This is a genomic window from Nonomuraea sp. NPDC050451 (genome assembly GCF_044458585.1).
Genome location: NZ_JBITHZ010000031.1, coordinates 1 through 24,051 on the forward strand (window position 1 = coordinate 1; position 24,051 = coordinate 24,051).

Below are 24,051 nucleotides of genomic sequence, written 5' to 3' on the forward strand. Positions count from 1 at the left end.
AACTCGGGAGGGTGAGGTGCGGGCATGAAGGACATCCTTCCTGATGATCAAGGGTGACCTCAGGTCAAGTGTCCGGAGAACTGGGGGAACCTCAGTGATCGAGAAGCTGCGACAGGCCAAGGGCGCGGACGCCTTCAAGAACTACGACAAAAGGAGCGACAAGAGCATCAGGGGTCCGCGACGCGATGCCTTGAAGGGACGGGAGGGCGATGCGGTGGCGCATGCTCGGCGCTTGGTGGTCTCCTGCTCCCATGGGGTGTGCAAGCCTGCTCATGCGAAGAGCGAGCCGATTGACCGCGCTGCCGAACCACAGTCCCCCCAGGAGTGGGCGGCCCGCTCCGGTCACGCCCTGACCTGCCCCGTCCTTCAGCGTGACCCGTCCACCGACGTATGGCGCCTGCTGGTTGCGCTGGGTATTCACACAGACGCAAGCTGAGCAGGCGGGTGGTACTCGCAGAGATGGAAGCGGCCGCCTCCGCGCCGGTGTCGGGGGCGGGTACGGACCGCGGTGGCCGTGAAGCGGGTTCGATGGGCCCGATCCAGCAGGCGAACCGATGATCGGGCGCGAGTTCGGCGTCAACGGCATGCCCTGCGGAACTCCGGTCCGGGGTGGGCATCAGTCGGCCCACCGCCTCGCCGGTCGGCGGGCGGGCCCAAGGCGTCTCGGTCCAGGTGACCACTGCGTGTCGGCAGCGGACCCGCGACGCTGTCAGTCCAAGCCACCCGGCGGCAAGGGGTTCGCCACAGGTCCGCGTGGTGGGGCAAGGCACGGCAGGGAGGCCGAGCGGTAGAGCATGACGATCAGGGCCAGGATGGCTGCGAACCAGGCAATGAGCACGACAGTACCCAGGTCGGCGTAGCCGTAACCAGCCAGCGCGCTGAGCGCTCCCAGGCCGGCTACCGTCCAGCGCAACACGTCGAGAAGCGCGGCCCTGGAGAGGTCCCCGGAGGGACGGATCTGTCTGATGACGGCGTCGACAGAGAGCCAGGTGGCGATCAAGGCCCCGGCCGTGTGGGCGATGCCGATCACGTGCGCGATGAAAGAGCCCGCCTGGTCATGGCTCGCCCCGAACCAGATTGTGGCGACCAACGAAATGCAGGCCATGGCGACGGCAAAGAAGCCGGCCCTGCCGAAATGGTCGTCGGCGGATCGCTGCAGTTGAAGCAGGCCGGACGCGCACAATGCCCATCCGACGGGGTCGAACAGCAGGTCGAAGCCGTTGAAACGGAGGGCGCCGAAGGCGACGACGAAACCGGTGGCGATCTTCGTGACGGGCAGCATGCGGCACTACCTTCCGGGCTTGTCATTGGCCGTGGATGAGCCGGCTGTCAGAGCCATTCCCCGCTCACCGCTTCGTTGCAGACGTGGCTGGCGAGAGCTCGCTGCCAGGCGACCGGGAGGTCTCCTTCGGGTCCTTCCAGTCGCCATGAGTCCCATATCACTTCCGCCGACCCTGAGCCCATCCAGGTTCTGTAGGTGAAGCGAACCGGCTGGGGCTCGCGTGGCACCGCTGCGCAGTCGGTGATGACGATGCGCCTCGCCACGGTCTTCAAGCCACCACGTTCCACGGTGACCGTGGAACGTTCGTCCTGCGCATCGTCAGCAGGCAGCAGGCGGAGGCCCGGCATTTCTGCCGAGATACCGGTGAGAGTGAAGGCAGCCAGACCTTCGTTTTCAACTTCGATATACACCCTGGTGGACAGGACGCCATTTTCATCCACGTCAGCGCCAAGGAAGAAACTGTCGAGACTCCATCGGACCTGCGGAGGCGCCTCCCTCAACCACCACAAAAACCCTACAACAGCAGCAAGAGCCACAAAACCGGACACCATTCGCCGCAATCGTACCCGCTGCGCGCGCCATGTGGCGACGCCGAATTGCTGCCATATGTCATCTGAATTCACGATATAGAACCATATAAGCTAGCCTCTCGTGACGACACCTCCGATGATCTGCTGGGTGGTTGCCGCCGCGACCGTGCTGGCGGCAGCCACGCCGGTCACACAGGAACGGCTCACCAGGTTCGCCGCACTAACGGGCCTTTCCGTCACAACGCCCAACGCCCGCCAGATCATCGATCACTTCGCCGGCCTTCGCCGGCGGCGACTCATTGCCGTCACCCTCGCCGCTCCTTTGGCCTGCTTCACCAACGACCCGTTCTATTTGGTCCTGGGCTGGTGTGCCGTTTCGGTCTTCCGCGATGTACGACTGCCCGCCCGGGCGTTCCAGGCTCACGACGAGGCGAGGGTCTATCACCGGGCGTGGCTGCTCGGTTCGGCGGTCGCCATTGTGGCAAGCGGCTATCTGTTGGAGACCCAAGGTGCCACGCCGACGCGTCTGGCCCGTGCCGTCATCGTGATTGTCATAGCGGGAGCCGTAACGCTTGCCGCTCGGAAACTGACCACCAGACCGATACCCGAGACGCCGGACGACAGAGCTCAGGCAGAACTGGCCATCGCCCGATGGTCGGCACGCACTCTTTACCTGGCGGGCACCGCAATCGTGCTGTCGAGCGCATTGCTCACCCCCGGGCAACCACCACGGCGCGAACCGCCCGAATACTCGATGCCCAGGTCATTTCCCGCGCAAATGGCTGAGTTCACGAAGGTGAACACCTACAAGCGGCCCACCTGCGCGTGGACCGACGAGATGGACGACCCCTGCCGGTCGTGGCTCGTGAACGGGCAGCCGTTCCCGCAGGCCGCGCCATACGTCGTCAGGAAAGGCGGCGCGCCCCAGCCAGGGCCGTTCGTGCGCAGGCCCGACAAGAAGGCCCTCGTCTATCTGGACAGACACAGTCGCCGCATGATGTATCAGGTCGCCAAGGGGATCCACCCCCTCACCGGCAGCCTGCCCGACACCGCAGTGCCCACGCCCACATTCGAGAACCAGAACAGGTATATCGCCCTGGCCAGGGACGACGCGCAGATCACCGACACCAGGACCTGGACCACGCTGTCGATCCCCGGCGCTCAACAGGTCCATGACCTAAACAGCAGCGGCATCGTGGCCACAACGGCTTCTCGGGTGCTCGTGCTCGACCATCAGGGAAAGATCCGCATGAGCCTCCCCTTCAAGAAGGCCGCCAAGGATGTCCCCGATGACACGTACAACCTCAAGCAGGACGGAAGTCGTCTAGTGATCATCCGAGGCAAGACACGTGTCGAAACCTTCGACACAGGAAGGGGGAAGCGTTTGTCCAGCGTCGTTCCCGCGTTGCCCGGCGATGACTTCCTCGACGTCGGGCTCGGCTGGTCGAAGGAGGGGCCCTTCCTGGTCCGCAGCGCCATGAGCGAGCGCGTCTACTACCTCGACCTGGCGACTGGCAAGCTCTGGAGACGCAAGGGCTGAATCCGGTAAGAGGCCCACAGCGAATTGAGAGACTTGTTCGTCCGACATTCGGCCTTCGAGGCGAGCTTCCGTCAGCTGCGGTGGCTGCCGGAAGTGATCTACCTTGATCTTCTCACTCCCGCACATCCGAACCCTCGACTCGGCCGCGCCCGGCGCGGGGGCACACAGCGCCCTATAGGCATCGCAACGCGCGCGGAAGATCGAACACCCAGGAGAGGTGGCGTTCCGCCGGAAAGGGGATACGCCGATCAGATCGATGAAGTGGCAGTTGCCTGAGAAATGAGATAGTTTATCCCAAATCCTCGAATTCCCCCGCCATAATGGCATAGCGGAAGGCTGCGAACTCGCTACGAGTGAAGTACAGCTTGGGGCCGTCCGGGTTCTTGGAGTCGCGTATCGCGATCAAAGGCCCGAGGCCCGCCTTGTGCTCGGCGCCCAGCTCCTGATATTCGACCCCATCGCGGCCCGCCTCCAAAAGTGCTACTTCGACGCAATTTCCGCCAGTCCCGTTGGAAAAGCTTGACTTACGCCACGTCATACGGTCCTGCTGCGTCGGATCGTCATCTTTTCCGTGGTTCACCGCGTTCCTCCTACTACCTGCTCGATCAAGCGCCGAGTCTGATCGGGGCCGATGGCTCGTGCGCGAAGGTGATCAAATAGACGATTGTAGGCATCTACGTCATCGGGGGCTTCTAGGTAGATACTGCCCCTCCAGTACTCAAGATACACAAGGTCGGGATCCGATAGCTTAGGGAACTGCAGGATGCTGAACCCGCCGTTCATGGCCGGATGGGCTCCGCTGTCGAAGCCGAGTATCTGGATGTTGATGGCGTCCTGCAGCGACAGTTCATGGAGGTGCTGCAGTTGGCGGCGCATGACACCCTCGCGCCCCACGCTTCGCCGGATCACCGCTTCATTCAGCACCATCCATGTCTCGGGTGGCTGCGCAGATGTCAGACGTTCCTGCCGCTTCATTCGGATGGAGATGCTGCGGGTCAACTGCTCTTCCGAGGGCAGGATCGGCTCAGCGCTCATGATGGCGCGCGCGTACTCCTCCGTCTGGAAGAGGCCGGGGACGTACTCGCTCTCATAGCCGGAGATGGACGATGCGTCCTCTTCGAGACCCACATAGCTCTGGAAGTATTCGGGAATGGTGTCGGACATCTTGTCCCACCAGCCACGTTTCCGTGCATCGCGGGCCAACTGGAGAAGAACCTCCTTTGTATGTTCCGGCACCTCGTAGATCTCCAGCATCATGGTCACGTCGGCGACGCGAGCACTGGTCTGGGCAGCTTCCATGCGCGTGATCGTCGGCGGGGAACATCCCAACCGGTCCGCGACTGCCTCGCGGGACATACCTTTCTCTTTGCGCAGGCTGCGCAAGATGGCGGCAAGTCGCCGCTGGCGTGCTGACGGACTGCGCTGAGCTGTCATCTCGCCTCCCATGTACGGGCCAAGTCTCCCGGATTGATCTCGACTCTTCAATCTGTACTTAGTTCACTCTGACAAGCCGCTAGCGCAGAGAGTTGTCATCCATGCACAATCTGTAGACAGCGAAGGCATCCTCAGCGCCCTGCGACCTGCATATACATCGCCGATAAGCCATCCGCCGGGGCGATACGCGTACAGATCCGACTCACTGAACTACGTACAGAAGGATTTCCGTTCAGTTCTGCTACTCGGAGGACGGTTCGATCCATGCGACGCAGACAACGGCAAGACGACCGGACACGATCAGACTCACCGCGGCCTAGCCGTGAGCATGAGCAGTTCCTCTACCTGACTCGGCTGGCCTGGGCTCTGAGGGTGCGGGGCCTGGCCGTTTCGGTCCAGTTACCGCGACGCGCAGAGCCGTGCATCTCGATCTGGCGAGGGTCGGGACCGCTGCTCGTCCGGGCTGCGCTACAGGGGGAGCGGTGGGTCTTCACGTGGGGGCGGGGTCGCGATCGGTGGGTGGACGCGCTTGACGAGTACGCGCCCGAACGAGTGTGGGAGGTTGCGCGATGAACGATCAGGCCTTGGCGAAGATAATCCTTCCGGGCATGGCGCGTTCGGTGTCGCTGGCTCGCCGCTGGGTGGTAGATGCCCTGACGACGGCGGGACACCAGGATATGGATGGCGCCCAGCTCGTCACGAGCGAGTTGGTGGGAAACGCCATCCTGCACACCGGCTCTGGACGATCGGGAGGCCTGGTTACGGTGACCATCTACGAGGTCTGTGATGATCTGGCCAGGATCGAAGTGATTGACGAAGGAGCGTCAACCGTCCCGAAGCCGCGAAAGTCCTCCGAGGGCGACTGCTGCGGGCGAGGGCTGTGGCTGGTCCAGCAGACGTCGATCCGATGGGGGACACGGCCCGTGCCTATGCGGTGGAACTTGGTGTGGGCCGAGGTACTCACCTTGAGAGCCGACCATCCATCAGACGTTCTGAACGGCAACAACACCAAGAACCTGAGCAGCAGTGTGAAGGCCAACCACCTCACTCTCGCCGGCGATCGTGAAGCAGGCATCAAGCCGCGATGAATCTCCCTGATTTTCATGGCCCTCACGTCTCACCCAGGTCCGACGCAGAATCTGTCGATTGGCGTAAGCCGGTCCGGCGCTTCGCCCGGGTGCGGGTGCTACGGCACACATGTGAGTGCGCGCCATGCGTCTACGAGTTCTGCGCCGCTGGTGGACTCGCGTGGGTGCGGAAGACAAGCAGGCTCGGGTCCGGCCTCAGCGTCCTTGAAAGCCACCCGGATCTGGATCCCGAAGGCCGAAGAACTATGGGAAAAGATTATGAATGGCAAGGCGAACTGAGCGGTTGACATAGGTCGTCGAAAGACAGGGGCTCGTCCTGCTCGCGAGTCTGCACGTGAAGCACGGATCGGCTCGCCTACGAAGAGCGCCGCAGTGCACTCTGCGGGGATAGACCACTCTTCGGCTGCCGGAGTACGGCCTGGCCAGCCGGCTGAGCGGTGCGGCGGTCGACAACGAATGGTTCGGCATGCCGCAGAAGCGGTATTCGCGGCCAGACCCCGCCGCTGAGTCAAGATGTCGGCATTCGGTACGGGTCACCGGTCTTGTTCTCATGGGAGACGAGGACAGCCTGGACAGTCGGGCAATCGACATGCTGGACGTGCCGGTCCGGGGTGGGCGTCAGTCGGCCCACCGCCTCGCCGGTCAACGGGTGGGGGCGTCTGGCGAGCGGAGCGAGCGGGGGTTTCGGGGTGGGCTCCAGCAGGCCAGACCGGTAATCGGGCAACGGGTGGGCGACGGCGCCGAAGGCGCGGGGGTTGCGCCGCAAGGCGCCTCAATAAGAAGCGCCTGAGCCCCGAGCGCGAAGCGCCTCCCCGCGAAGACCTTTTGCTCGGGGCGGGGTCCAGCAGGCTGACCACCCAGATGGGCAACGGGTGGGCGAGCGTAGGCCCACCTACGAGTCCGAGGAGAGGATCAGGCCGCTGGTTGGTACGCCGGTTCCTGCGGTTACCAGGACGTTTCGGACGGCTGGGAGTTGGTTGGCGGCTGTGCCGCGGATCTGGCGGACGGCTTCCGCGATCCCGTTCATGCCGTGGATGTAGGCCTCCCCCAGCTGGCCCCCGTGGGGGTTCACGGGCAGGCGGCCGTCCAGTTCGATGGTTCCGTCCCGGAGGAAGTCCGGGGCCTCGCCGCGGGCGCAGAAGCCGAGTTCTTCCAGTTGGGCCAGGACGAACGGGGTGAAGTGGTCGTACAGGATTGCGGTCTGGATGTCTTTTGGCGATAAACCGGACATGTCCCAGAGCTGGCGGGCTACCACGGCGATCTCGGGGAGGCCGGTCATGTCGTCGCGGTAGTAGCTGGTCATCATCATCTGGCCCGAACCCGCGCCCTGGGCCGCGGCCGTGATCAGGGCGGGGGATCTGCGGAGGTCTCGGGCCCGTTCGGCCGAGGTGACCACCAGGGCCACGCCTCCGTCGCTCTCCTGGCAGCAGTCGAGCAGGTGCAGCGGCTCGACGATCCACCTGGACGCCTGGTGCTCCTCCAGCGTGATGGGGCGTTGATAGAACCAGGCGGCGGGGTTGGTGGCGGCGTGGCGGCGCATGGCCACCGCCACCCGGCCGAAGTCCTCCGAGGCCGCGCCGTACGTGTGCATGTACCGGCGGGCGAACATCGCCACCCATGCCGCCGGCGTCATCAGCCCGTACGGCACGTGCCAGCTCATCTCCAGCCCCTGAGAGGTGGGCTCGCCGGTCAGGCGGCTGTTCGGCTGGCCGAAGCGGCGGCCGGAGCGTTCGTTGAAGGCGCGGTAGCAGACGACCGTCCGCGCCATCCCCGTGGCCACGGCCATGGCCGCGTGCGCCACGGTCCCGCAGGCCGCGCCGCCGCCGTACTCGACCCGCGAGAAGAACGTCAGGTCCCCGATCCCCGTCTCCCTGGCGACGGCGATCTCCTGGTTGGAGTCCTGGGTGTAGGTCACCATGCCGTCCACGTCGCCGGGTGAGAGCCCGGCGTCGTCCAGCGCCGCCAGTACGGCCTCCGCGGCCAGCCGCAGCTCCGAACGCCCCGACTCCTTGCTGAACTCGGTGGCACCGATGCCCGCGACGGCAGTACGCCCGCTCAACACGGCTTTCCCTCCTCGGCCAGGGCGAAGGTGACGGTCCCGGTGGCGTGGTCGCCCAGGCTCACCTTGCCGCGTACCTCGACCGTGAACCGGCCGTCCTCGCGCGACACGACCGTCCCGTTGAAGCACAGCCGGTCCCCCGCGTACGCCGGGACGCCCAGCTTGACGGCGACGCGCTCGATGACGGCTTCGGGCCCGGCCCAGTCGGTGACATAGCGCTCTACCAGGCCCATGGTGGTCAGGATGTTGAGGAAGATGTCCTTCGAACCCTGGGCGCGGGCCTTTTCGACGTCGTGGTGCACCGGCGTGAAGTCCATCGTGGCCAGGGCCGTGGAGACGACGAAGGTGGGGGTGAGGTCGATAGCCAGCTCCGGCAGCGCGGACCCGATCTCGGTGCCCATCACGCCTCCTCCCTCGGTGCCCACATCGGGAGGATGAGCTGGTCGTCCATCGGCCGGTACGTCACGCGCAACGGCATGCCGACGGCCACCTCCTCGATCGGGCAGTCCACGACATTGCCGACGATCCGCACCCCCTCGGGCAGCTCCACCACGCCGACGACGAACGGCGTCTCCCGGCCCGGCACCGGCGGGTGATGGTGCACGACGTAGCTGTAGAGGGTTCCCTGGCCGCTCGCGACCAGGTGGGAGCTGTTGGCCGAGCGGCAGTGCGGGCACAGGGGGCCGGGCGGGTGGCGGTGATGGCCGCAGTCGGCGCAGGTCTGGATCCGCAACTCCCCTTGCCGTACGCCTTCCCAGAAGAACGCGGTGTCCTGGTTGATCGCCGGTTGGAGCGGGTACGCCGGCCGGTCGGCGGCGGGGGCCGCCTTGGTGCGTGGGCGAAATTTCAGGACTCGGAAGAGCATTTCGGCGACCGGCTCGTCGTCCTCGGCGTACCAGGTGACCTTCCAGGTGGCGAAGAACCCCACCCCCAGCGCCGTCCGCTTGGGCCCGGCCAGCTCCGCGAACCGCGTGGCCGGGGTGAGCCGCTCGTCGACCCGCGCGTACCGGTGGTAGGTCTGCTCGCAGTTCGTCGCCACCACGCCCGTGTAGCCGCTCGCGTCGAGCGCGGCGATCATGTCGTCCACCGGCGAACGGTCCTTCGCCGACCGCCGCACGCCCGGCATCGTCCACACCTGGGCCATCGCGGGCGGAGCGACCCCTTTCTCCAGGTACGCCGGGTTCTCGTCGCCCATGGCGTCCAGCCAGTGCCGGATCATGGGGCCGTTCACCGGGTCCTGCGCCGGGGTCCCGCGTACCTCCCCCAGCGCCGCCTGCTTGCCCGCGAGCTCGTGCAGCTCCTCGTCGTTCAGGGGAGGAGTCGTCGGGGAAGGAGTCGTCGGGGAAGGAGTCGTCGGGGAAGGAGTCGTCGGGGAAGGAGTCTTCGAGGGAGGGGTCATCGCGGCGGCCTCGGCAGGTTCAGGCCGAGCATGGCGATCAGCTCCCGCTGCACCTCGTTCACCCCGCCGCCGAACGTCAGCACCACCGCCCCCTTCACCCCGTGATCGGTGCGTTCGAGCAGCTCGGCCGTCTCCGGATCCGACGGGTCCCCGTACCTGGCCAGGATGTCGCCGACGATCCTGCCGATCTCCTGCATGCGCTCGGAGCCGTAGATCTTGGTGGCCGAGGCGTCGGGGGCGCCGAGCCAGCCGAGGTCCATGTTCGCGGCGACCTGCCAGTTCAGGAGCTCGTTGGTGCGGAAGTAGCCCCACACCCTGGCCAGCGCCCGCCGTACGTCCGGATTGTCCGCCACCCCGGTGCGGCGGGCCCAGGCGAGGAAGCGGTCGTAGGTCTGGCCGAGGTTCCCGGCCGGGCCGAGGGTGACGCGTTCGTGGTTGAGCTGGTTGACGATCAGGTCCCAGCCCCGGTCCACCTCGCCGACCACCATGTCCACGGGCACGCGTACGTCGCTGTAGTAGGTCGCGTTCGTGTGGTGGCGGCCGTCCATGGTGACGATCGGCGTCCAGGAGAAGCCGGGGTCGTCCGTGGAGGCGATCATCATGGTGATGCCCTTGTGCTTCTTGGCCTCGGGGTTCGTGCGGGCGGCCAGCCAGATGTACTGGGCGTAGTGCGCGCCGCTGGTGAAGACCTTCTGGCCGTTGACGACGTAGTGGTCGCCGTCGAGCACCGCCGTGGTGCGCAGGGAGGCCAGGTCGGTGCCGGCCTCGGGCTCGCTGTAGCCGATGGCGAAGTGGCACTCGCCGGCGAGGATGCGCGGCAGGAAGAGGTCCTTCTGCTCCTGGGTGCCGTACTGCATGAGCGTGGGCCCCACGGTCTGCAGCGTGATGATCGGGTAAGGAACGCCCGCCCGGGCTATCTCGTTGGCGAAGATCTGCTGCTCCAGGGGGCCGTAGCCGCCTCCCCCGTACTCTTTGGGCCAGCCGAGGCCGAGCTTGCCGTCGCGGCCGAGGCGTCGGCAGTGCTCCATGTACGCCCCGCCGAACGGATCTTCGGCGATCTTCCTGCGGTCCTCGTCGGTCAGGCAGCCCTGGAAGTACTCGCGCAGCTCGTCCCGCAGGGCGCGCTGGGCTGGGGTCAGGTCGATCAGCATCAGAGGAGCGCTCCGATCAGGTCGAGCTGGGCGTCGGCGCCGCCGAGCAGGTGGGACAGGTGCTTGGCCTGCGCGAAATAGCGGTGCAGCGGGTACGTGACGTCCAGCCCGAGGCCGCCGTGCAGGTGCTGGCAGGTGTAGAGGGCTTTGCAGGCCTCGCTGACGTGGTACGCGGCCAGCGCCAGGTCCTCGTCGGCCGGCAGGTCCTCGGCCAGGCGCCAGGCCGCCGACCACATGGCCACGTCCAGGGCCCGTGCCGCGATGTAGACGTCGGCGATCTGCATGGTCACGGCCTGGAACTCGGCCAGCGCCCGGCCGAACTGCTTCCTCGTCCTGATGTAGTCGGTGGTCAGCTCCAGCGCGCCCGCCAGCACGCCGCTGGCCTGGGCCGCCACGGCCGCCATGAACAGCCGCCGGGCCCCGGTGACCGCGTCGGCCCCCGCGACCCGCTCGGCCGGGGTTCCGTCGAGCACGATCGTGGCGGCTGGTTCGCCGGTGGAGGTGTACTCGGGGGTCGTGGCCGGCGATTCCACCAGGAACAGGCCCTCGTCGGCGGTGACGAGCACCGTGTCGCCGGGGTACGGCACCGCGACCTTGCGCCCGGTCAGCGCCCAGCCGCCGCTCACGTCCCGGGCGGCCGTCGAAGGCGGGTCGGCCAGGGCTCCGCCGGGCTCGCGGAGCGCGAGGGTCGTCCCGCCCTGGCGGCGTTGCTGGTCAAGGGTGCCATAGCGGGCCAAGGTCAGCGTGCTCACCAGCGTGGGCAGCGCGGGCACCGGTGCTGCCCGCGCGCCCACCTCCCGCAGCACCACGGCCATCTCCACCGGCCCGAGCCCGGCTCCCCCGGCCTCCTCCGGCACGCACACGCTCATGAGCCCGGCCTGCCGCAGCCGCTCCTCGTCCCCTTCCCTGGCCAGCACCTCGGCCGCCAGCTTCCGCAGGTCCTGCTGGGTTTCGTCCAGGTTGAAGTCCATTCACGTCTCCAAGAGGTGTTGCCTGCCGTGCCGTACGAACTCCTCCTCGATCCCCTTGACGTCCGACTCGGTCAGCGGCCGGAGCCCGGAGTCCGACCGCCACCAGACCGGGTCGGCGGTGCGCCAGCCCTCGCGGGCGAGGACCCGCTTGATGACCTTGTGGGAAGGCGTCTGGGGCAAGTGATCAGAAAGGCGGATATATCGGGGTAAGGACTTGGCGCCCAGATCGCGGCGCGCCGCCAGGAACGCCGTGAACGCCGCCGGGTCGAAGCCCCCCTCCAGCACCAGCGCCGCCATGACCTGGTCGCCCGCCGCCGGGTCGGGCACCGGGTAGACGGCCGCCTCGACCACCCCCGCGAACTCCCTCAGCGCCGCCTCGATGGGCGCGACCGCCAGGTTCTCGCCGTCCACGCGCAGGCGTTCGGTGCCGCGCCCCGCGAAGAACACGTAACCGTCCCCGTCCGCGTACGCCAGGTCGCCCGACCAGAAAGCGCCGTCCCTGATCCGCTCGGCGTCCGCCTCGGGGTCGTTGTAGTAGCCGTCGAACAGCCCCAGCCCGCGCACGTTGACCAGTTCGCCGACGGCCTCGTCCGGGTTGAGCAGGCGGCCGTCCTCGATGCGGCCCGGCGGGCAGGGACGGCCGGTGAAGGGGTCGAGGATCCGAACGCCCTCGGGCAGCCGCCCCAGGCATCCCGGCGGCCCGGACGGGTCGGGGGTGAGCGAGATGGCCGTCTCCGTGGAGCCGAAGGCGTCGATCACCCGGCACCCGAACCGCTCCCCGAACCTCCTCGTCGCCACCGCGCTGCCCTCGTTCCCGAACGCGATCCTGAGCGGGTTGTCGGCGTCGTCGGGGCTTTCGGGGGTGGCCAGGACGTAGGAGAGCGCTTTGCCCACGTAGTGCAGGTACGTGCCGCCGTACCGTCTGATGTCGGGCAGCAGCCCCGACGCCGAGAACCGCCGCCGCAGCGCCAGCGCCGCCCCCGACGCCACGGCCGGGGCGTAGGCGGCCATCAGCGCGCCCGAGTGGAACAGCGGCATCGAGCAGTACACGACGTCGGACGGGGTGAGCAGCGCCGCCAGGCTCAGCCCGGGGAGGGCCATCTTGCGCTGCGTGATGCGCACGGCGCGGGGCCGGCCGGAGGTGCCCGAGGTGAAGATCAGCATCACGAGGTCGTCGGGCGCGGCATCCTCGCCGAACGCGACGTCCCCTGGGGACATGACGTCTGACAGGGGCAGCGCCTCCACCCCCAGCGCCTCGGACAGCGGCCCGGCCAGCCCCGCGTACGGGGCGTCCGCCAGGAGCAGGTCCACGTCCGTGGCGCGGGCGTCGCGGATCAGCTCGTCGACCGACCGCGTCGGGTTCAGCGCGACGACCACGTGACCGGACAGCGCCGCCCCGCCCACGAGGAACACCAGCTCTGGAACGTTCTCGCTGAGCACCCCCACATGCAACCCCGTGCCGCGCCCGGACAGCCAGGCCCCGGCGGCGTGGCAGGCCGCCACGTGCTCGCGCCACGACCACGTCGTGTCCTCGAACATCAGCCCAGGTCGATCGTCGTGGGCCCGTGCTCGGAGCAGGGCCGCCAGCGTGTTCGCCGCCATCCGGAGCCTCCACCAAGCGCTCGGTCAGCCGAATCGCAAACTAGAACAGATTCTAATATCTGTCCAGTACCCACCTATCCTGATAACTCGCGACATACGGCTGTAACGCCACAGACATGGGCCTATAGGGCTTCTTTGTGACCCGCGAGTAACAAGCCGCGTCATCGAGAAATCAGATAACGTGTTCTTATGCGTACCACGCACGCGACGACCGCCGCGCCCTCCAGCGACACCGAGGGGACCATGGAGAGCCACCCCACGCCTGGCGGGCACAGCGTCCGTACGCGTAGCCAGCACCAACGCCGCAAGCGCATCGTCCAAGCCGCCGCCGCGCTGGCCTCGCGCGGCGGGGTCGAAGCCATGCAGATGCGCACGGTGGCCGAGCGCGCGGGCGTGGCACTTGGCACGCTCTATCGCTACTTCCCGTCCAAGATGGACCTGGTGGTGGCGGTGGTGGGCGAGGAGATCGACCTCCTCGAGAGCAGCATCGAGCGGCGCCCGCCCGGGGCCACCACGCCGTCGAGCCGCGCAGTGGACGTGCTCATGCGGGCGACCCGCGGGCTGATGCGCGAGCCGGAGCTGGCCGACGCGCTCATCCGCTCGCTGATCATGGCGGAGGTGCAGACGCCGTTCGGGGAGCGCATCACGGGGCTGCTGCTGCGGGTCTCGGCCGACGGCCTGACCCTCGAGGACGCCACCGAGGAGCAGGCCGACCTCGCGGGGTCGCTGGCCAGCGTGTGGGTGCAGGAACTCCTCGAGATGCTCCGCGGCCGCCGCACCTATGACCAGATCCAGCGCCGTATCGAAACCGCCGCCGCCCGGCTGCTCGCCGACATATAACCCCACACGTTACGGCTGCGCACGGGCAGGCCACCCGCCGCACTTCGGCTGACCACCTTCCAGGAAACGGCCGCTGACCCTTCAGTGGCGTGCCGCCGCTACGGCGCGCACAGTGGGCCGCCTAAGTGGTGTCCGTGGGCCCATCACCTCATGTGGAACGTGCGCCGATAAGCGTGCGGCGGCACCCCCACCGCCGCCTGCAGATGCTGCCGGAACGAGGCCGCCGTCCCGAAGCCGGCGCGGTCCGCGATGCGGTCCACCGGCAGGTCGGTGCTCTCCAGCAGGTGCCTGGCCAGCGCGATCCGCTGCTGCGTCAGCCACTGACCCGGGCTCAGCCCCACCTCCTGCCGGAAGTGCCGGGTGAACGTCCGCCTGCTCATCCCCGCATGATCGGCCAGGTCGTCCAGCCGGAGCGGCGTGCCCAGCCGTTCCATGGCCCAGGCCCGGGTCGGGGCGGTGCCGACGCTGGACGGCTCGGGCACCGGGTGCTCGACGTACTGCGCCTGCCCGCCGTCCCGCCACGGCGGCACCACGCACGCCCTGGCCACCTGGTTGGCGACCCGGCTGCCGTGGTCGCGGCGGACGAGGTGGAGGCAGAGGTCCACCCCGGCCGAGGCGCCGGCCGAGGTGAGCACATCGCCGTCGTCCACGAACAGCACGTCCGCGTCCAGCCGCACCTTCGGGAACGCGGCGGCGAACCGCTCGGCGTGCCGCCAGTGCGTGGTCGCCGGACGGCCGTCGAGCAGCCCGGCCGCCGCCAGCACGTACGTGCCGATGCAGATCGAGACGACCCGGGTGCCGGGGCGGATCCGGGCCAGCGCCGCGGCCAGCCCGGCGGGCAACGACTCCGCACCCGTGAGCCCGGAGTACCACTCGGCGGCGGGTACCACCACCGTGTCGGCGCTCGCCAGCACGCTCGCGTCGTGCTCGACGGCGATGGAGTAGTCGGCGGCCGTGGCGACGGGACGGCCGTCGACCGTGCAGGTGACCACGTCGTAGAGCGGCTCGCCGCCGGGCCCCTGCGCGACGAGGAAGATCCTGGACGGCACGCTCAGCTCGAACGGGATGACCCCGTCGACGGCGAGGACGGCAACGCGATGCATGGCCCGATTTTTACACATCATGGCCTTTGGGCCACTCGCGGGCTCGGCCCCGGAACCAGCAGGCTGGGACTCATGAAGATGAAAGCGATCAGCCAGGACGTCCTGGGCGGCCCTGAGGTTCTGAAGACGGTGGAGCTCGACCGGCCCGTCCCCGGCCCGACCGAGGTGCTGGTGCGGGTGGAGGCGGCCGGGCTGAACCCGACCGACTGGAAGACCCGCGCGGGCGGCGGATTCCTGCGCGACGAGCTGCCGTTCGTGCTCGGTTACGACGTCTCGGGCGTGGTCGAGGAGTCGGGCGTCGGGCAGGCGCTCTACAAGCCGGGCGACGAGGTGTTCGGCATGCTCAAATATCCGGACGCGCACGGCGCCTTCGCCGAGTACGTCACCGCGCCGTCCCGCCACTTCGTGCGCAAGCCCGCCGCCGTCGACCATGTCCAGGCGGCCGGGATCCCGCTCGCGGGGCTGACCGCGTATCAGGCGCTCGTGGACGTCGCCGGGCTGAAGGGCGGCCAGCGCGTGCTGGTTCACGCCGCCGCGGGCGGGGTGGGGCACCTGGCGGTGCAGATCGCCAAGGCGCGCGGCGCGTACGTGATCGGGACGGCCAGCGCGGCCAAGCACGAGTTCCTCCGCGGCCTGGGCGCCGACGAGCTGGTCGACTACCGGAACGAGGACTTCGCCGAGGTCGTGCGGGACGTGGACGTGGTGCTCGAGACCATCGGCGGCGACTACGGGCCGCGTTCGCTGCGCACCCTGCGCAAGGGCGGCACGATCGTCTCGCTGGTGCTCCGGGAGCTCGACTCCGACCTTCACCGACAGGCCGCCGAGCTGGGCATCCGCTCGGAGGCCATGCTGGTGGAGCCCGACCACGCCGCGATGCGCGCGCTCGCGGCCCTGGTCGAGGCGGGGAGGCTGCGCGTGGAGATCGCCGCCGCCCTGCCGCTGGCGGAGGCCGCCAAGGCCCACGAACTCGGCGAGACGAACCGGGTCAGCGGCAAGATCGTTCTCACCGTCCCCCACTGATTCATGGTCATTTCTTTGGGTCCGTAAATGGTTGGCCTTAATCGCGGTCAAAAGTCGCCAGTCTGTCAGTGGCGGCGTCTATACAGGGAGGTATGACCGACAAGCCGACGAACGAGGAGTTCCTCCGACAGGCTGACCCGATGCGGCGCGAGCTGCTGGCGCACTGCTACCGGATGATGGGCTCGGTGCACGACGCCGAGGACCTCGTCCAGGAGACGTATCTGCGCGCCTGGCGGGGCTATGAGGGCTTCGAGGGGCGCTCCTCGTTGCGCACGTGGCTCTATCGCATCGCCACCAGCGCCTGCCTGACCGCGCTCGACAGCCGGAGCAGGCGGCCGCTGCCCACCGGTCTCGGCGCCCCCAGCACCGAGCCGACCGCTCCCCTGGTGTCGGACCACGAGGTGCCGTGGCTGGAGCCCGTGCCCGACGCTCTCGCGGGCGTCGGCGGCGACGACCCCGCCGCGATCGTGACCGCCCGCGAGAGCATCAGGCTCGCCCTGATCGCCGCGCTGCAGCACCTGCCGCCGCGACAGCGGGCGGTGCTGGTGCTGCGTGACGTGCTCAAGTGGAAGGCCGCCGAGGTGGCCGAGGCGCTCGAGACGTCCACCGCGGCCGTCAACAGCATCCTCCAGCGGGCCCGCGCCCAGCTCAACGAGGTGCAGCCGAGCATCGACGACCCGGTCGAGCCGCTGTCGGCCGAGCAGCGGGCCCAGCTCGACCGCTATGTCGCGGCGTTCGAGAACTACGACGTCGACAGCCTGGTGGACCTGTTCACCAAGGACGCGGTCTGGGAGATGCCGCCCTACGTCGGCTGGTACCAGGGGCCCGAGGCGATCATGGAGCTCACCAGGACGCAGTGCCCGGCCGAGCGCCCCGGCGACCTCAAGCTGGTCCCGATCGCGGCCAACGGGCAGCCGGCGTTCGCGGTGTACTACCGCGAGAACGGCGTCTACGGGCAGTTCGCGATCATGGTGCTGACGTTCGCAGGGGAGCAGATCGGGCACGTCGGCATGTTCTTCGAGGAGAGCCTGTTCGAGACGTTCGGGCTGCCGTCGACGCTGGAGGGTTCCACGGCAAAGTAGAACGCGTTACAGTCTCGCCAGAGCATCATTCTGGAGGCGACTGTGGGCACACCTGTGATCGTCGAGGCCGTACGCACTCCCATCGGCAAGCGAGCAGGCTGGCTGGCCGGGCTCAAACCGCAACAGGTTCTGGCAACCGCGCTGAACGGCCTCGTCGAGCGGTCGGGGCTTGATCCGGCGGCCGTCGAGCAGGTGTTCGCCGGGTGCGTGACGCAGGCGGGCGAGCAGGGCGGGCACGTCGGGCGCTACTCGTGGCTCTATGCCGGGCTGCCGTACCGGGCCGGGGTGACGACGGTGGACGCGCAGTGCGGTTCGTCGCAGCAGGCGGTGCACCTCGCGGCGGCGATGGTGCGCGCGGGCGTGATCGAGGCCGGCGTCGGGTGCGGCGTCGAGGTGATGAGCCGGGCGCCCCTCGGCAGCAACGTGCGGCCCGCCACGGCCAAGCCGGACGACTGGAGCATCGACCTGCCCGACCAGTTCACCGCGGCCGAGCGGATCGCGCGGCGGCGCGGGCTGACGCGCGAGCGGCTCGACTGGCTCGGGGCGCGCTCCCAGCGGCTGGCGGCCAAGGCGTGGGCCGACGGGCGGTTCGAGCGCGAGATCGTGCCCGTCGGGGACGTCCGCAGGGACCAGGGCTTACGCGAGACCACGGTCGAGACCCTGGCCAACCTCAAGCCCGTCGCCGAGGGCGCCCTCCACACCGCGGGCACCTCGTCGCAGATCTCCGACGGCGCCGCGGCGGTGCTGGTGATGAGCGAGGAGGCGGCCGCCAGGCACGGGCTGCGGCCCAGGGCGCGGATCCTGGCGCAGGCGCTCGTCGGCGCGGAGCCGTACTATCACCTGGACGGGCCCGTGGAGGCGACGGCCAAGGTGCTGGCGGCGGCCGGGATGACGATCGGCGACATCGACAGGTTCGAGGTGAATGAGGCGTTCGCATCGGTGGTGCTGTCGTGGGCGGGCGTGCACGAGCCCGACTTCGACCGCGTCAACGTCAACGGCGGCGCGATCGCGCTCGGCCATCCGGTCGGCGCCACGGGCGCGCGGCTGATCACCACGGCGCTGCACGAGCTGGAGCGGTCGGACTCGTCGACCGCGCTGGTCACGATGTGCGCCGGCGGGGCGCTGGCCACGGCCACCATTCTCGAGCGGGCCGGCTGAGGGCGTGGCCGACCGGTGATCGCGACACTCATTACCCGATCGGGGGGCGCATGAAGAGCAGACGCAGGCCGTACGCGGAGCAGCGGCCGCAGGATCTCGGCGGCGGGGTGTGGAGCGTGCCGGTGCCGATCCCGGGCAACCCGCTCGGCTACACGCTCGTCTACGCCCTCGAATCCCCTAGGGGTCCGGTGCTGGTCGACGCCGGCTGGAACCATCCGGACGCCTGGGACGCGCTCAGCGGCGGCCTCGCCGCGCTCGGGATCGACGTGAGCACGGTGAGCCGGGTGGTCGTCACCCATTTCCATCCCGACCACGCCGGGCTCGCGGGACAGGTCAAGGACGCGTCCGGCGCGTGGATCGCGATGCACGAGGACGACGCGGCGCTGGTCAGGCTCATGCACGACTACGCGGCCGAGGAGCACGAGAGCTTCCAGTCCGACATGCTCAGGCGGGCCGGGGCCGATCCGGGCGAGGTGCGGCAGGCGGTGAGCCGCCCGACCCCGCCGGCGCTGCCCGACCGCCGGTTACGTGACGGGGACCTGGTGGACCTGCCCGGACGCAAACTCCGGGCCGTTCACACGCCCGGCCACACTCCCGGGCACATCTGCCTGCATCTGGAGGACGCCGACCGGCTGTTCACCGGCGACCACGTCCTCCCCGACATCACCCCCCACGTCGGGATTTATCCGTATGACCGGGACGATGTCGATCCCTTGGGTGACTTCCTGGACTCCTTGGACCGGGTCGCCGAGCTGGGACCCCTCGACGCATTGCCCGCACACGAATGGATATTTCCTGATGTGGCCGCGCGAGCCGTCGAGATCCGCCACCATCACGATGAGAAGCTCGTACGGCTGCGCGCCCTCCTGGCCCAGCGGCCGGAACCGCTGACCATCTGGGAGGTCGCCGCGATGATGACGTGGAACAGGCCCTGGGACGACCTGTCCCCAGCGCTGAGAGGCATGGCGGCCGGGGAGGCCGCGGCGCATCTGCGCGCCCTGGAGGCCAGGGGCGAAGTTCGCCGGGTCCCCGGTGTCGATCCGGTCCGCTTCCAGGCTCTAGACTCCTAGACATCCGATGTCTAGGGAGAGAAGCGTGGCGGTCACCGACGCGGCCATCGACAAGATCAAACAGATGATCCTCTCGGGCGAGCTGGTCCCCGGCGACCGGCTGCCCAAGGAGGCCGACCTCGCCGAGCGGCTCGGCCTGTCACGCAACTCGTTGCGCGAGGCCGTGCGCGCCCTGTCCCTGATCAACGTGCTCGACGTACGTCAGGGCGACGGCACGTACGTGACCAGCCTGGAGCCGCGGCTGCTGCTGGACACCATGTCGTTCGTGCTCGACCTGCACCGCGACGACACGGTGATCCAGTTCTTCGAGGTCAGGCGCATCCTGGAGCCGGCCGCGACGGCGATGGCGACCGAGCTGATGACCGACGCCGAGGTCGAAGAGCTGCGCGTGATCCTGGAGTCCCTGCCCGACGAGCCGACGGTCGAGGAGCTGGTGGCCAACGACCTCCAGTTCCACCAGCGGATCGCGCGGGGTTCGGGAAACAGCGTGCTCTGCTCGTTCATCGAGAGCCTGTCAGGTCCGACCACTCGTGCCAGGATCTGGCGCGGGCTCACCCAGGAGGGGGCGATGCAGAAGACGCGGGAGCAGCACACCGCGATCTACGAGGCCATCGCCGCCCGCCAGGCCGACGTGGCCCGGTCCTGGGCGACCGTGCACGTGGCGGGCGTGGAGTCGTGGCTGCGCAAGGCGCTCGACCTCGACTGACCCCGTCACCAGGGGTAGGTGCCGCCCTGCTCGCTGAGGAAGACGCCGGTCGGGGCGTCGGGCAGGGTGGCCTGGCGGGCCACGTGCTCGCCGCCCTCGTCCGCGGTCAGCAGCCCGCGGAAGCCGTTGAGGTCGGTGGCGCAGAAGCCGGGCGAGACCGCATAGACCTTGATCGGCGTGTCGCGCAGCTCCTCGGCGTAGATCAGGGTGACGGCGTTCAGCGCGGCCTTGGAGGAGTTGTAGCCGAGCAGGGTCGCGTACGGGCGCCACTCTGACTCCTCGTCGGCCAGGAACGCGAACGTGCCCAGGCCGCTGGAGACGTTCACCACGCGGCCAGCCTCCGATTTGCGCAGGAGCGGGAGCATGGCGTTGGTCACGGCGACGACGCCGATCACGTTCGTCTCGTAGACCTCGCGCAGGGCGGCGACCGGGAGCCGGCTCGGCGCGCGCTCCCGGTCACGGGTGATCGCGGCGTTGTTGATCAGCAGGTCCAGGTGGCCGAACTCCCACTCGACGTGAGCGGCGGCCGCCTCCACGGTGTCCGGGTCGGTCACGTCCAGGCGAACGAACCGGGCGTCGAGCCCCTCCGCCGCCAGTTCCTCGGCGGCCTTCTTGCCCCGCTCGGGGTCGCGGGCCCCAACAAGGACGACATATCCGGACTTGGCCAGTACGCGGGCGGTGGCGTACCCGATGCCCTTGTTGGCACCGGTGATGAGTGCGATGTTCATGCCCTCAGGCTGAGCGGGCCCGCGTACGAACGGGAGAGACCCGCTGAGCCCCGGATCGACGGTCCCTGGTTACGGCGGCGCCGGCCAGGCATGCTGGAGCCATGGACCGGATCAACAGGGCCGGCCTGGCAGGCTTCCTGCGCAGCCGCCGCGAACTGGTGCGGCCGTCCGACGTGGGCTTGGAAGGCGGCAAGCGCCGCCGCACGCCCGGGCTGCGGCGGGAGGAGGTCGCCCGGCTGGCCGGCATGTCCGTCGACTACTACGCCCGCCTGGAACAGGCACGCGGACCGCGGCCGTCGCGGCAGATGCTCGGCGCGATCGCCAGGGCGCTGCGCCTGACGGACGACGAGCGCTCCCACCTGTACTACCTGGCCGGCGAGCCGCCCGGACCGCCTCCCGGCCCGGCTCAGGACGTCAGGCCCGGCGTCCTGCACCTGCTCGACCGGCTGGACGACACCCCGGCGCTCGTCTTGGACGCCAAGTACGACGTGCTGGCCTGGAACCCCCTCGCCGCCGCTCTGCTCACGGACTTCTCCGTGCTGCCGCCCGGCGAACGCAACCTCATCTGGCGCTACTTCACCGACCCTCGGGCCCGGGACCGCCACGACCCCGACGGCGCGTGGCGGTTCGCCAGGGAGTCGGTGGCCGACCTGCGGGCCGCCGCCGCCCGCTACCCGGACGACCCCGGCATCCGCCGCCTCGTCGACCGGCTGCTGGCCGGCAGCGCCGAGTTCGCGGAGCTGTGGGCCGGGCACGACGTCACCGTCCGCAGGTCCGGCCGCAAGCGGATCAACCATCCGGCCGTGGGGTGGCTGGAGCTCGACTGCGAGACGCTCCACGTGCCCGAGGGCGACCAGTGGATCGTCCTCTACACCGCGGCACCGGGGTCGCCGTCGTACGAGGCACTCCGGCTCCTCAAGGTCATCGGCACCCAGAACCTCCAGCACTCCCCCTGAACCCACCCCAACACAACGCCCGGCGCGTCCAGGCGCCTGAGTACACCCGGCACGGCACAGAGCAGAGCAGCCCAGCACGCCCAGCAAGCCCCTCACGGCACGGCAGCACCCAGCACGGCGTGACGCGGTATGGCACGCCTCAGCCCAGCCGGCACGACGGAGCCCAGCACCACAACGGAGCGCGCCACGGCACAGCCGCACGGCGCTGGGTGTGGCCGAAGTCGCGCTTGGCCGGCCGTGGCTTGCTGGTGGTCTGGGAGAGTGCGGGCGGGTAGTACCCCTGTCGTGGCCGACAAACTGGAGCGATACCGGAGTAAACGCGACGCCAGCCGCACCCCCGAGCCCATCCCCGCCTCGCCGCCCCCCTCCGAGGACGGCAACGCGTTCGTCATCCAGGAGCACCACGCCCGCTCCCTCCACTGGGACCTGCGGCTCGAGCGCGACGGCGTCCTCGTGTCCTGGGCCGTCCCCAAGGGCCTGCCCGCCGACCCCGACACCAACCACCTGGCCGTGCACACCGAGGACCACCCGATGGAGTACCTCACGTTCCACGGCGAGATCCCCAAGGGCGAGTACGGCGGCGGCACGATGACCGTCTGGGACACCGGCACGTACGAGACCGAGAAGTGGTCGGATCGCGAGGTCAAGTTCGTCCTGCACGGAGAGCGGGCCTCGGGGCGGTTCGTCCTGTTCCGGACCCGAGGCCAGAACTGGATGATCCACCGCATGGACGCCCGGGCCCGCGACCCGTTCCCGCCACCCGACCCCATGCTCCCGACCGAACGCGCCAAGCCCCCGAAGGACGTCTCGGCCTACGCCTTCGAGTTCGCGTGGGGTGGCCGCCGCCTGCTCGTCCCCATCGAGGGCGGGCGCACGACGGCCGCGCGGGAGCACCCGTGGTTGCGGGGGCTCGCGGAGTCGTTCGGCAGCCGCACGGCGATGCTGGACGGAGAGGTGGCCACGCTCGGGGGCGCCGAGATCCTGGTCTTCTACGACCTGCTGTACGACGACGGCCGCTCCCTGGTGGACGAGCCTTACACGGAGCGGCGGGCGGCGTTGGACGCGCTGGAGCTGGCGGGAGCCCACTGGCAGACCGCTCCGTCGTGGCCGGGCGAGGCGGGCCCGGTCCGCCAGGCCGCCCGCGAACAGGGCCTGCCCGGGATCGTGGCCAAACGCCTCGACTCGACGTACGAGCCCGGACCCTCGAAGTCCTGGCTGTACATCCCCTCCTGAGCGCTCGCCACCCCGATCAGGGGATGCGCGCTGAGCCCCGCGCCGTCACTCCTTGGGCAGTAGCCCCTCTGACATCAGCTCGTCCCACATCGCCTCCGGGACCGGGCGGGACAGCAGGGCGGCGTTCGCGGTGATCTCCTCGGGCGAGCGGGCGCCCAGGACGACCGAGGCGACGGCCGGGTGGCGGAGGGGGAAGGCCATGGCCGCCTGGGGCAGCGTGACATCGTGGTGTTCGCAGATCTCCGCGATCCTCGTCGCCCTCTCGACCACCGACGCCGGGGCGGGCTCGTAGTTGTACGTGCCGGTCGGCCGCGGGGTGGCCAGGATCCCGCTGTTGAAGACGCCCGCCGCCAGCACCCTGACCCCGCGACGCGCGCACTCCTCCAGGAGCGGCAGGCCCGACTGGTCGAGCAGGGTGTAGCGGCCCGCGAGCATCACGACGTCGATGGAGGTCTCCTGGACGAAGCGCAGCGGCGCCTGCCACTGGTTCATCCCGACGCCGATGGCCTTCACCACGCCCTGCGCCCGCAGCTCGGCCAGCGCCGGGTACGCCTCCGCCAGCGCCTGTTCCATGTGGTCGTCCGGGTCGTGGATGAGCGCGATGTCGACGGCAGGGAGCCCCAGCCGTCCCAGGGACTCCTCCAGGGATCTGCGTACGCCGTCGCCGGAGAAGTCCCACACCCGCTGGAGATCGGCGGACACGTCGAAGCCCTGCTCGTCGCGGCCGCCCGACGACGATGAGGCGGGCACCAGCAGGCGGCCGACCTTGGTGGACAGCACGTAACCCGAGCGGTCCTTGAGCGCGGCGCCGAGGCGGCGCTCCGACAGGCCGAGCCCGTAGTGGGGCGCGGTGTCGAACAGGCGCACACCGGCGTCCCACGCCGCGTCGACCGTGGCACGCGCCTGCTCCTCCGACACGCCGTGGAACAGGTTGCCGATCGGCGCCCCACCGAAGCCGTGCCGCGACACCTCAACCCCGCCGCCGTCACGCCCGACCCAGGACCCGCCGCTCCCGGCTGGCATATCACCCTCACGACCGTTCATCGCACCACCGTCACGCCCGGTCGGAGACCCGTCCGGCGCGCCACCGTCACGCCCG

Annotated in this window: 24 protein-coding genes; 11 read left to right on the forward strand and 13 right to left on the reverse strand. The window is 69.1% G+C overall.

Annotated features, from left to right (window positions below; genetic code table 11):
* Positions 1–94: 94 nt before the first annotated feature.
* Positions 95–436: a hypothetical protein gene (locus ACIBI9_RS50705; protein ID WP_397234285.1), complete on the forward strand. Its 342-nt coding sequence runs from the start codon at positions 95–97 to the stop codon at positions 434–436.
* Positions 437–709: 273 nt separating this feature from the next.
* Here the strand turns inward: ACIBI9_RS50705 and ACIBI9_RS50710 are convergent, their stop codons facing one another.
* Positions 710–1,282, reverse strand: coding sequence for a hypothetical protein (locus tag ACIBI9_RS50710; RefSeq protein WP_397234287.1), 573 nt, complete (start codon positions 1,280–1,282; stop codon positions 710–712).
* Positions 1,283–1,329: 47 nt separating this feature from the next.
* Complete coding sequence (locus ACIBI9_RS50715) at positions 1,330–1,905, reverse strand: hypothetical protein (protein ID WP_397234289.1); 576 nt, start codon at positions 1,903–1,905, stop codon at positions 1,330–1,332.
* Positions 1,906–1,933: 28 nt separating this feature from the next.
* On the opposite strand from ACIBI9_RS50715, the gene ACIBI9_RS50720 reads away from it, so the two are divergent.
* Positions 1,934–3,352: a hypothetical protein gene (locus ACIBI9_RS50720; protein ID WP_397234291.1), complete on the forward strand. Its 1,419-nt coding sequence runs from the start codon at positions 1,934–1,936 to the stop codon at positions 3,350–3,352.
* A 289-nt stretch (positions 3,353–3,641) separates the two neighbouring features.
* Here the strand turns inward: ACIBI9_RS50720 and ACIBI9_RS50725 are convergent, their stop codons facing one another.
* Both ACIBI9_RS50725 and ACIBI9_RS50730 read right to left on the reverse strand, forming a co-directional pair.
* Positions 3,642–3,932, reverse strand: a complete 291-nt coding sequence (locus ACIBI9_RS50725) for a DUF397 domain-containing protein (protein WP_397234293.1) — start codon at positions 3,930–3,932, stop codon at positions 3,642–3,644.
* Entirely contained in the window at positions 3,929–4,798 is an 870-nt protein-coding gene (locus tag ACIBI9_RS50730; protein WP_397234295.1) for a helix-turn-helix domain-containing protein, read from the reverse strand. Before ACIBI9_RS50730 ends, ACIBI9_RS50725 begins: the two co-directional genes overlap by 4 nt.
* A gap of 557 nt (positions 4,799–5,355) precedes the next feature.
* Between ACIBI9_RS50730 and ACIBI9_RS50735 the strand changes: the two genes are divergently transcribed.
* Complete coding sequence (locus ACIBI9_RS50735; RefSeq protein ID WP_397234297.1) at positions 5,356–5,874, forward strand: ATP-binding protein; 519 nt, start codon at positions 5,356–5,358, stop codon at positions 5,872–5,874.
* An 892-nt stretch (positions 5,875–6,766) separates the two neighbouring features.
* On the opposite strand, the gene ACIBI9_RS50740 is transcribed toward ACIBI9_RS50735, so the two are convergent.
* Genes ACIBI9_RS50740 through ACIBI9_RS50765 form a run of 6 tightly spaced genes read right to left on the reverse strand, consistent with a single transcriptional unit; the run spans position 6,767 to position 13,056 of the window.
* The gene (locus ACIBI9_RS50740; RefSeq protein ID WP_397234299.1) at positions 6,767–7,933 is read right to left on the reverse strand and encodes a lipid-transfer protein; all 1,167 of its coding nucleotides are present in this window, start codon (positions 7,931–7,933) and stop codon (positions 6,767–6,769) included.
* Positions 7,930–8,334, reverse strand: a complete 405-nt coding sequence (locus ACIBI9_RS50745; RefSeq protein WP_397234301.1) for a MaoC family dehydratase — start codon at positions 8,332–8,334, stop codon at positions 7,930–7,932. The genes ACIBI9_RS50740 and ACIBI9_RS50745 overlap by 4 nt, the downstream gene beginning before the upstream one ends.
* Complete coding sequence (locus ACIBI9_RS50750) at positions 8,334–9,332, reverse strand: bifunctional MaoC family dehydratase N-terminal/OB-fold nucleic acid binding domain-containing protein (RefSeq protein WP_397234303.1); 999 nt, start codon at positions 9,330–9,332, stop codon at positions 8,334–8,336. Before ACIBI9_RS50750 ends, ACIBI9_RS50745 begins: the two co-directional genes overlap by 1 nt.
* The gene (locus ACIBI9_RS50755) at positions 9,329–10,483 is read right to left on the reverse strand and encodes an acyl-CoA dehydrogenase family protein (RefSeq protein WP_397234305.1); all 1,155 of its coding nucleotides are present in this window, start codon (positions 10,481–10,483) and stop codon (positions 9,329–9,331) included. The genes ACIBI9_RS50750 and ACIBI9_RS50755 overlap by 4 nt, the downstream gene beginning before the upstream one ends.
* Positions 10,483–11,454, reverse strand: coding sequence for an acyl-CoA dehydrogenase family protein (locus tag ACIBI9_RS50760; RefSeq protein ID WP_397234307.1), 972 nt, complete (start codon positions 11,452–11,454; stop codon positions 10,483–10,485). The genes ACIBI9_RS50755 and ACIBI9_RS50760 overlap by 1 nt, the downstream gene beginning before the upstream one ends.
* The gene (locus ACIBI9_RS50765) at positions 11,455–13,056 is read right to left on the reverse strand and encodes an AMP-binding protein (protein WP_397234309.1); all 1,602 of its coding nucleotides are present in this window, start codon (positions 13,054–13,056) and stop codon (positions 11,455–11,457) included.
* A 243-nt stretch (positions 13,057–13,299) separates the two neighbouring features.
* On the opposite strand from ACIBI9_RS50765, the gene ACIBI9_RS50770 reads away from it, so the two are divergent.
* Complete coding sequence (locus ACIBI9_RS50770; RefSeq protein WP_394503541.1) at positions 13,300–13,896, forward strand: TetR family transcriptional regulator; 597 nt, start codon at positions 13,300–13,302, stop codon at positions 13,894–13,896.
* Positions 13,897–14,039: 143 nt separating this feature from the next.
* Here the strand turns inward: ACIBI9_RS50770 and ACIBI9_RS50775 are convergent, their stop codons facing one another.
* Positions 14,040–14,999: a GlxA family transcriptional regulator gene (locus ACIBI9_RS50775; protein ID WP_397234311.1), complete on the reverse strand. Its 960-nt coding sequence runs from the start codon at positions 14,997–14,999 to the stop codon at positions 14,040–14,042.
* Positions 15,000–15,077: 78 nt separating this feature from the next.
* Here ACIBI9_RS50775 and ACIBI9_RS50780 point away from each other — a divergent pair, with 78 nt between their 5' ends.
* The 5 genes from ACIBI9_RS50780 to ACIBI9_RS50800 all read left to right on the forward strand — a co-directional run bounded on the left by ACIBI9_RS50780 (position 15,078) and on the right by ACIBI9_RS50800 (position 20,035).
* The gene (locus ACIBI9_RS50780) at positions 15,078–16,019 is read left to right on the forward strand and encodes an NADP-dependent oxidoreductase (RefSeq protein WP_397234520.1); all 942 of its coding nucleotides are present in this window, start codon (positions 15,078–15,080) and stop codon (positions 16,017–16,019) included.
* 92 nt (positions 16,020–16,111) lie between these two features.
* Positions 16,112–17,101, forward strand: coding sequence for a sigma-70 family RNA polymerase sigma factor (locus ACIBI9_RS50785; RefSeq protein WP_397234313.1), 990 nt, complete (start codon positions 16,112–16,114; stop codon positions 17,099–17,101).
* 42 nt (positions 17,102–17,143) lie between these two features.
* Complete coding sequence (locus ACIBI9_RS50790; protein ID WP_397234315.1) at positions 17,144–18,259, forward strand: steroid 3-ketoacyl-CoA thiolase; 1,116 nt, start codon at positions 17,144–17,146, stop codon at positions 18,257–18,259.
* A 50-nt stretch (positions 18,260–18,309) separates the two neighbouring features.
* Entirely contained in the window at positions 18,310–19,329 is a 1,020-nt protein-coding gene (locus tag ACIBI9_RS50795; RefSeq protein WP_397234317.1) for an MBL fold metallo-hydrolase, read from the forward strand.
* Positions 19,330–19,354: 25 nt separating this feature from the next.
* On the forward strand, positions 19,355–20,035 hold the full coding sequence (locus tag ACIBI9_RS50800) for a FadR/GntR family transcriptional regulator (RefSeq protein WP_397234319.1): 681 nt from the start codon (positions 19,355–19,357) through the stop codon (positions 20,033–20,035).
* A gap of 5 nt (positions 20,036–20,040) precedes the next feature.
* Here the strand turns inward: ACIBI9_RS50800 and ACIBI9_RS50805 are convergent, their stop codons facing one another.
* The gene (locus tag ACIBI9_RS50805; protein ID WP_397234321.1) at positions 20,041–20,763 is read right to left on the reverse strand and encodes an SDR family oxidoreductase; all 723 of its coding nucleotides are present in this window, start codon (positions 20,761–20,763) and stop codon (positions 20,041–20,043) included.
* Positions 20,764–20,864: 101 nt separating this feature from the next.
* Between ACIBI9_RS50805 and ACIBI9_RS50810 the strand changes: the two genes are divergently transcribed.
* On the forward strand, positions 20,865–21,719 hold the full coding sequence (locus ACIBI9_RS50810; RefSeq protein ID WP_397234323.1) for a helix-turn-helix transcriptional regulator: 855 nt from the start codon (positions 20,865–20,867) through the stop codon (positions 21,717–21,719).
* A 285-nt stretch (positions 21,720–22,004) separates the two neighbouring features.
* Positions 22,005–22,952 carry a DNA polymerase ligase N-terminal domain-containing protein gene (locus ACIBI9_RS50815; RefSeq protein ID WP_397234325.1) on the forward strand — a complete coding sequence of 316 codons (948 nt, stop codon included), beginning with the start codon at positions 22,005–22,007 and terminating at the stop codon, positions 22,950–22,952.
* A gap of 45 nt (positions 22,953–22,997) precedes the next feature.
* On the opposite strand, the gene ACIBI9_RS50820 is transcribed toward ACIBI9_RS50815, so the two are convergent.
* Positions 22,998–23,975, reverse strand: coding sequence for an aldo/keto reductase (locus tag ACIBI9_RS50820; RefSeq protein ID WP_397234327.1), 978 nt, complete (start codon positions 23,973–23,975; stop codon positions 22,998–23,000).
* Positions 23,976–24,051: the final 76 nt, after the last annotated feature.